This window comes from Micromonospora sp. ABR4_055 (assembly GCF_056160425.1).
In genome coordinates this window covers 1-6,035 of record NZ_JBSWXD010000252.1, presented here as the reverse complement: position 1 = coordinate 6,035, position 6,035 = coordinate 1, and the positions used below count along the sequence as shown (strand labels likewise).

5 protein-coding genes are annotated in these 6,035 nt (G+C 68.8%); 4 read left to right on the top strand and 1 reads right to left on the bottom strand.

Translation table 11 applies throughout. From position 1 onward, the window contains the following. The first annotated feature begins 220 nt into the window (after positions 1-220). The 4 genes from ACXAHD_RS31100 (at position 221) to ACXAHD_RS31085 (ending at position 3,590) form a co-directional block, all read left to right on the top strand. Entirely contained in the window at positions 221-754 is a 534-nt protein-coding gene (locus ACXAHD_RS31100) for a YlcI/YnfO family protein (protein WP_281550660.1), read from the top strand. Positions 755-847: 93 nt separating this feature from the next. Continuing rightward, positions 848-1,693 carry a DUF4097 family beta strand repeat-containing protein gene (locus tag ACXAHD_RS31095; protein WP_475055011.1) on the top strand — a complete coding sequence of 282 codons (846 nt, stop codon included), beginning with the start codon at positions 848-850 and terminating at the stop codon, positions 1,691-1,693. Between the two features lie 29 nt (positions 1,694-1,722). Further along, positions 1,723-2,727 carry an ATP-binding cassette domain-containing protein gene (locus ACXAHD_RS31090; protein WP_475055010.1) on the top strand — a complete coding sequence of 335 codons (1,005 nt, stop codon included), beginning with the start codon at positions 1,723-1,725 and terminating at the stop codon, positions 2,725-2,727. Further along, complete coding sequence (locus tag ACXAHD_RS31085) at positions 2,724-3,590, top strand: ABC transporter permease (protein ID WP_475055008.1); 867 nt, start codon at positions 2,724-2,726, stop codon at positions 3,588-3,590. Before ACXAHD_RS31090 ends, ACXAHD_RS31085 begins: the two co-directional genes overlap by 4 nt. A gap of 34 nt (positions 3,591-3,624) precedes the next feature. Here the strand turns inward: ACXAHD_RS31085 and ACXAHD_RS31080 are convergent, their stop codons facing one another. Beyond that, a complete protein-coding gene (locus tag ACXAHD_RS31080; RefSeq protein ID WP_475055007.1) occupies positions 3,625-4,485 on the bottom strand; it encodes a hypothetical protein in 861 nt (286 codons plus the stop codon). Positions 4,486-6,035 lie beyond the last annotated feature (1,550 nt).

The following is a 6,035-nucleotide window of genomic DNA, read 5'->3' as shown; positions in this document are numbered from 1 at the left end:
ATGAAGAAAAAAAAAAAGCCGTCGTGCGCTATCCACCACCCGCCCCACATGAGAGGGAATGGGGTCTCCCCCCCCCTCTTTTTGTGTCCCCCCCCCCCCAGCTTTCGTCTGTCGGCCGCAGCGTCACTTCCTCGGCTCAGGTGCCGCAAGGTGCCAGTGCGGCATCATGGTGATGTCACGATGGCTTGTCGGTGGTGCCATCTTGTGCCATGATGGCACCATGGACCTGACGTCGTACGTGAGCAACCTCGGGCGGGAGTTCGCCACCCTCGCCGAAACCGGCGGAGACGAGGCGCGGGCGCTGGTCGAGCGCCTGACCGGGTCGCTCGAGTCGGCGATCCGGATGACCCTGCTGGACGCGCTGTCGGCCGCCGCCGACGAGATCACCCGCGACCTGGCACCCGGCTCGGTGGAGCTGCGGCTACGCGGCCGCGACCCGCACTTCGTCGTCACCACGCCACCCGCCGAACCGACCGGGACCACCGCCGGGGACGGCGCGGCGACGGCCGACGGCCCACCCGACAACGACCTGCTGATCACCGAGGACGGCCCGGTGACGCGGATCAACGTACGCCTACCCGAGCAGCTCAAGGCCGCGGTCGAGGAGGCCGCCGCCAAGGAGGGGCGCTCGGTCAACGCCTGGCTGGTCCGGGCGGCAGCCGCCGGTCTGCAGCGGCCCGACCGGGACCGGCGCCGCGACGAACGCGGCACCGGGAAACGCAGCACGCAGACCTTCACCGGCTGGGTGCGCTAGCCGCACCGCCCCCTTCCACTCACCGTCTGCTCTCCACACCTCACGTCCCCGACCTGCGGGGACGACCCACCAACCCATGATGCGGGGACAACCATGCCTACTTTCGACACGCCCGAACCGATCTCCGTCGCCGTCGAACTCGTCAGCGGCAACGTACAGATCGCCGCGACCCAGCGCACCGACACCGTCGTCGAGGTCCGCCCGAGCGACGACGCCGACGACTCCGACGTGGCCGCCGCCGCCCGGGTACGCGTCGACTACGCCAACGGCACACTGCGGATCACCGCCCCGAAATCACCCGCCTTCGACTTCTCCCGCCGGACCCGGTCCGTCGAGGTGTCCATCCAACTGCCCAGCGGTTCCCAGGTCTCCGCCGAGACGCAACTGGGCGACGTCCGCTGCACCGGACGACTCGGGCAGTGCCGGGTCAGGACCGCCGCCGGAAACGCCTGGCTGGAACTGACCGGCCCGCTGCGGGTGGACACCTCGGCCGGCCATGTCACCGTCGACGGCGTCACCGGCGACGCCCGGATCACCACCGGCTCCGGAAAGATCCAGCTCGGCGAGATCGACGGCACCGCCGTGGTCAAGAACTCCAACGGCGAGACCACGATCGACGCGGTCACCGGCGACGTACGGGTGCGGGCGGCCAACGGCGACATCCGCGTCGAACGCGCCGGCGCCGGCGTCGACGCGAAGACGTCCAACGGCAGCATCCGCCTCGGCGAGGTGGTGCGCGGCTCGGTCGTGCTCGGCACCGCCATGGGCAACCTGGACGTCGGCATCGCCGAGGGCACCGCCGCCTGGCTGGAAGTGAAGACCGACTTCGGGCAGGTCCACAACCTGCTGGAGACCGCCACCCGGCCCGACGACGCCGACGAGACCGTCGAGGTACGCGGCCGCGTCTCCTACGGCGACATCACCATCCGCCGATCCTGACCCACTCCTTGCTCGAAGAGAGGGCGACTATGCACTCCACGCAGCCCCGGCCGGCGATCGCTGCCACCGGGCTCCGCAAGGCGTACGGCGATCACGTCGTGCTCGACGGCATCGACCTGCACGTACCGGCGGGAACGGTCTTCTCGCTGCTCGGCGCGAACGGCGCCGGGAAGACCACCACGGTCAAAATCCTGTCCACGCTGATCCGACCGGACGCCGGGGACGCCCGGGTCGCCGGGCACGACCTCACCCGCGACCCCGACGCGGTACGCGCCGCGATCGGCGTCACCGGCCAGTTCTCGGCGGTGGACAACCTGCTCACCGGCGCGGAGAACCTGCGGCTGATGGCCGACCTGCACCACCTCGGCCGGGCCGACCGCCGCCGGCGCGTCGCCGGACTGCTCGACCAGTTCGACCTGACCGAGGCGGCCGGCAAACCGGCGTCGACCTACTCCGGCGGCATGCGGCGGCGGCTCGACCTGGCGATGACCCTGGTCGGCGACCCCCGGGTGATCTTCCTCGACGAGCCGACCACCGGGCTCGACCCGCGCAGCCGGCGCACCATGTGGCAGATCGTCCGGGACCTGGTCGCCGACGGCGTCACCATCTTCCTGACCACCCAGTACCTCGCCGAAGCCGACGAACTCGCCGACCGGATCGCGCTGCTCGACCACGGGCGGGTGGTCGCCGAGGGCACCGCCGAGGACCTCAAACGCCGCATCCCCGGCGGGCACATCCGGCTGCGCTTCGCCGACCAGCGACGCCTCGACACGGCCACCCGCGTACTCGGCCAGACACCCGGTGCGCTCGGCCAGGCATCCCACTCACTCGGTCAGGTCACCCGTGACCACGACCCGCTCGCTCTGCGGGTGCCCAGCGACGGCAGCCTGCAGGCGCTGAAGACCCTGATCGGCCGGCTCGACGACCACGCCGTCGAGGTCGACGAACTGTCCGTACACACCCCCGACCTCGACGACGTCTTCCTCGCCCTGACCGGCGGCCCAACCGACAACGACAAGGTGACCACCCGATGAGCGCCCACGCCCTGACCGGCCCGGCCACCGCCGCCGCCGCTGGCCTGCGTACCCACCCGCTGCGCGACTCGGCGACGATGCTGCGCCGCAATCTCAGACGCATGCTGCGATACCCGTCGATGACGGTGACCCTCGTCGGGATGCCCGTCGTCTTCCTGCTGCTGTTCGTCTACGTGTTCGGCGGCACCCTCGGCGCCGGGCTCGGCCAGCTCGGCGCCATGATGCCCGGCGGGGCGCTCCCCGGCGGCGGGGCCGGCGGGCGCGCCGCGTACGTCAACTACGTGGCACCGGCGATCATCCTGATGACCGTGACGACCACCGTCCAGGGGACGGCGATCTCGATCGCGATGGACATGACCGAAGGCATCATCGGCCGATTCCGTACGATGCACATCGCCCGCGTCTCGGTGCTGACCGGACACGTCCTGGGCAGCATGATCCAGGCGGTGGTCAGCGTGGCGGTCGTCATCGGCGTCGCGCTGCTGGTCGGCTTCCGGCCCACCGCCGGGCCGGCCGGGTGGCTGGGTGCCGCCGGTTTCCTGCTGGTGGTGACCTTCGCGCTCGTCTGGCTGTCCGTCGCGCTCGGCCAGGTGAGCCGCAGCGTCGAGACCGCCAGCAACCTGCCGATGCCGCTGATCCTGCTGCCGTTGCTCGGCAGCGGGCTCGTCCCCACCGACTCGATGCCCGCCGGGCTGCGCTGGTTCGCCGAGTACCAGCCGTTCACCCCGATCATCGAAACCCTGCGCGGCCTGCTGATGGCCGAACCGGTCGGCAGCAACGGGTGGATCGCGCTCGCCTGGTGCGCGGTCATCGCGCTCGGCGGATACCTCTGGTCGAAACGGCTGTTCAACCGCGAGCCCTGAACCCTGACTGTGGCTGATGCCTGCTGCGGCACAACTATGCCGCAGCAGGATCAGACCCTTCTGCGGTACGGCGTCCTCGGCCCGGCGTCCGGGCGGCCGCTGGCGTTCGCGTCGGTGACGCAGCGGCGACGAGGACCGCGGTGACGGTGAGCAGCCCGGCCAGCCAGGCCATCGGGCGCAGGCCGACCATCGTGAAGCCGAGCCACGGCGGCGCCCACGGGTCGCCGCCGGTGATCGCTGCATGGCTGGTGGCCAGCCCACCCACCGCCAGAGCGGGCAGGATCAAGACGGCGGCAGCTCCGAGCAAGGAGACGGCGACGACCCGGACCCAGGCGCGTCCGCTGGTGTGCGCATCGAGCTGCCGAAGGGCAAGCAACGTGATGATCAGGGCGACGAGGAATCCGGTGACCGCCAGCGGCCAGACCCACCACGGCCGCGCGCAGCCAACGTCGATCACGAAGCTCGTGGCGTCCCGCGCAGACAGACGCACGGCGACACCGTCCCGGGTCGCCGTGAAAGCGTCGTAGTCGCCGTTGGCGCGGAATCGTTCGGCATCCCAACCGGCAGCCGTGAGCCGGTCGACCGCCTCGCCGACCAGACGGCCGTCGGAGGTCGACGCCGGACCGAACGGCAACGGCAGGGTGACGGTTCCGGCGACGTAGCCGTCACCTCCGACGAGCAGGGTCCAGGCACTGTCGACAGCCGGCGGAAATCCGTGCCGGTCACCGTTTCGGGTCGGCTCACCCGCCCCGACGCCGGGAAACGCGACAGCGACCACCTGCCGGGCTGCCGCCGTGTCGGTGGTCGGCCCTGCCGTCTGCCAGCCCAGCCACGAACCGAATACGGCGCCGACAAGACCGGCCAGCGTCGCAAGAATCAGATAAGCGATCTTCACCTTGTGTCCAGCGAGTAGAGCTGCAGGTCAACTGAATCTGGTGATCAGGTTTCAGTCCGGCGCGGTTTTCGTGTGCTCGGGGACTGTTCCGATGGGAATTGGTACCCACCGGGCGCTAGTTTCAGTCCGGCGCGGTTTTCGTGTGCTCGGGGACCGGAGCCTGGAAAGGGGAATCACCGTCAATGGACGGGTTTCAATCCGGCGCGGTTTTCGTGTGCTCGGGGACCAGGGTTCTGTGTTTTTTTACACACCCCACCATGGTTTCAATCCGGCGCGGTTTTCGTGTGCTCGGGGACTAGGGTCACGTCAACGGCGAACTGCTGGAGGCTGCGGGTTTCAATCCGGCGCGGTTTTCGTGTGCTCGGGGACTTCAATTACCGGCTGCTCAACAAGGTGTAGGCAGGGTTTCAATCCGGCGCGGTTTTCGTGTGCTCGGGGACGGCCATTGCCGCAAGTGGCCTCCCGGCGGCGAAAGTAAGTTTCAATCCGGCGCGGTTTTCGTGTGCTCGGGGACTGCGGCCTTCTGGCCGGCCCACGAGGCGCTCAAGGCGGTTTCAATCCGGCGCGGTTTTCGTGTGCTCGGGGACAGTCATGGGCTATGTGCTGCCAGTCGGCATGGTTTCAATCCGGCGCGGTTTTCGTGTGCTCGGGGACGCGTTGCCTACTTCCCCGTGCAACTGTCGCAGGTTTCAATCCGGCGCGGTTTTCGTGTGCTCGGGGACCCGACGTATGGCCGTTGGGACAGGTTCGCCTCCGAGTTTCAATCCGGCGCGGTTTTCGTGTGCTCGGGGACTAGCAATGTCTGCGGCAGTTTTGCACGTTTGAGGGCAAGTTTCAATCCGGCGCGGTTTTCGTGTGCTCGGGGACCCTCTCTATGCTCTTGAACACCGACACAATCCGAAAGGTTTCAATCCGGCGCGGTTTTCGTGTGCTCGGGGACCCTGTGTCTGTTGTTCCTAACCGCCGCCACAATGCAGTTTCAATCCGGCGCGGTTTTCGTGTGCTCGGGGACACTTGACGCCATCCGAGATGGCCGAGCGGGAGAAAGTTTCAATCCGGCGCGGTTTTCGTGTGCTCGGGGACAGGAGAAGTGCTGGCCCCTTGGGGCAGCCTTCGATCGTTTCAATCCGGCGCGGTTTTCGTGTGCTCGGGGACCGTGTCCGAAATGTCGGGCGGTCTGACCTGCGGAAACAGGGGCCCCTGAGGGCAACCTCGTGTTGATCATGATCTTGGGAAGTGGCTAGATGATCTCCGAAGACCATGTTTTCGCAGCTCAGGTTCACTTTGGGATCTTTCCGCCAACCTACCCCGGATCCCGGGCGTGTCGGGGGTTGTCGCAACGGGCATTCCGGACCAATCACCTCCCTGGGTGGCTCTGGTGGGCCTGCCGGGCTCCAGTCTATTCGCTCGTCCACAGTGACGGAATAGGGGAGTGGGGGGGGGGGGGGGGGGGGGGGGGGGGGGGGGGGGGGGGGGGGGGAGGAAGAGGGGGGGGGGGGGGGAGGGGAGGGGGGGGGGGGGGGAGGGGGGGGGGGGGGGGGGGGGGGGGG

What these genes read in the sequence shown, in the direction of transcription:
- ACXAHD_RS31100 (WP_281550660.1), top strand. Translation starts at nt 221, where the DNA reads ATGGACCTGACGTCGTACGTGAGCAACCTCGGGCGGGAGTTCGCCACC.
- ACXAHD_RS31095 (WP_475055011.1), top strand. Translation starts at nt 848, where the DNA reads ATGCCTACTTTCGACACGCCCGAACCGATCTCCGTCGCCGTCGAACTC.
- ACXAHD_RS31090 (WP_475055010.1), top strand. Translation starts at nt 1,723, where the DNA reads ATGCACTCCACGCAGCCCCGGCCGGCGATCGCTGCCACCGGGCTCCGC.
- ACXAHD_RS31085 (WP_475055008.1), top strand. Translation starts at nt 2,724, where the DNA reads ATGAGCGCCCACGCCCTGACCGGCCCGGCCACCGCCGCCGCCGCTGGC.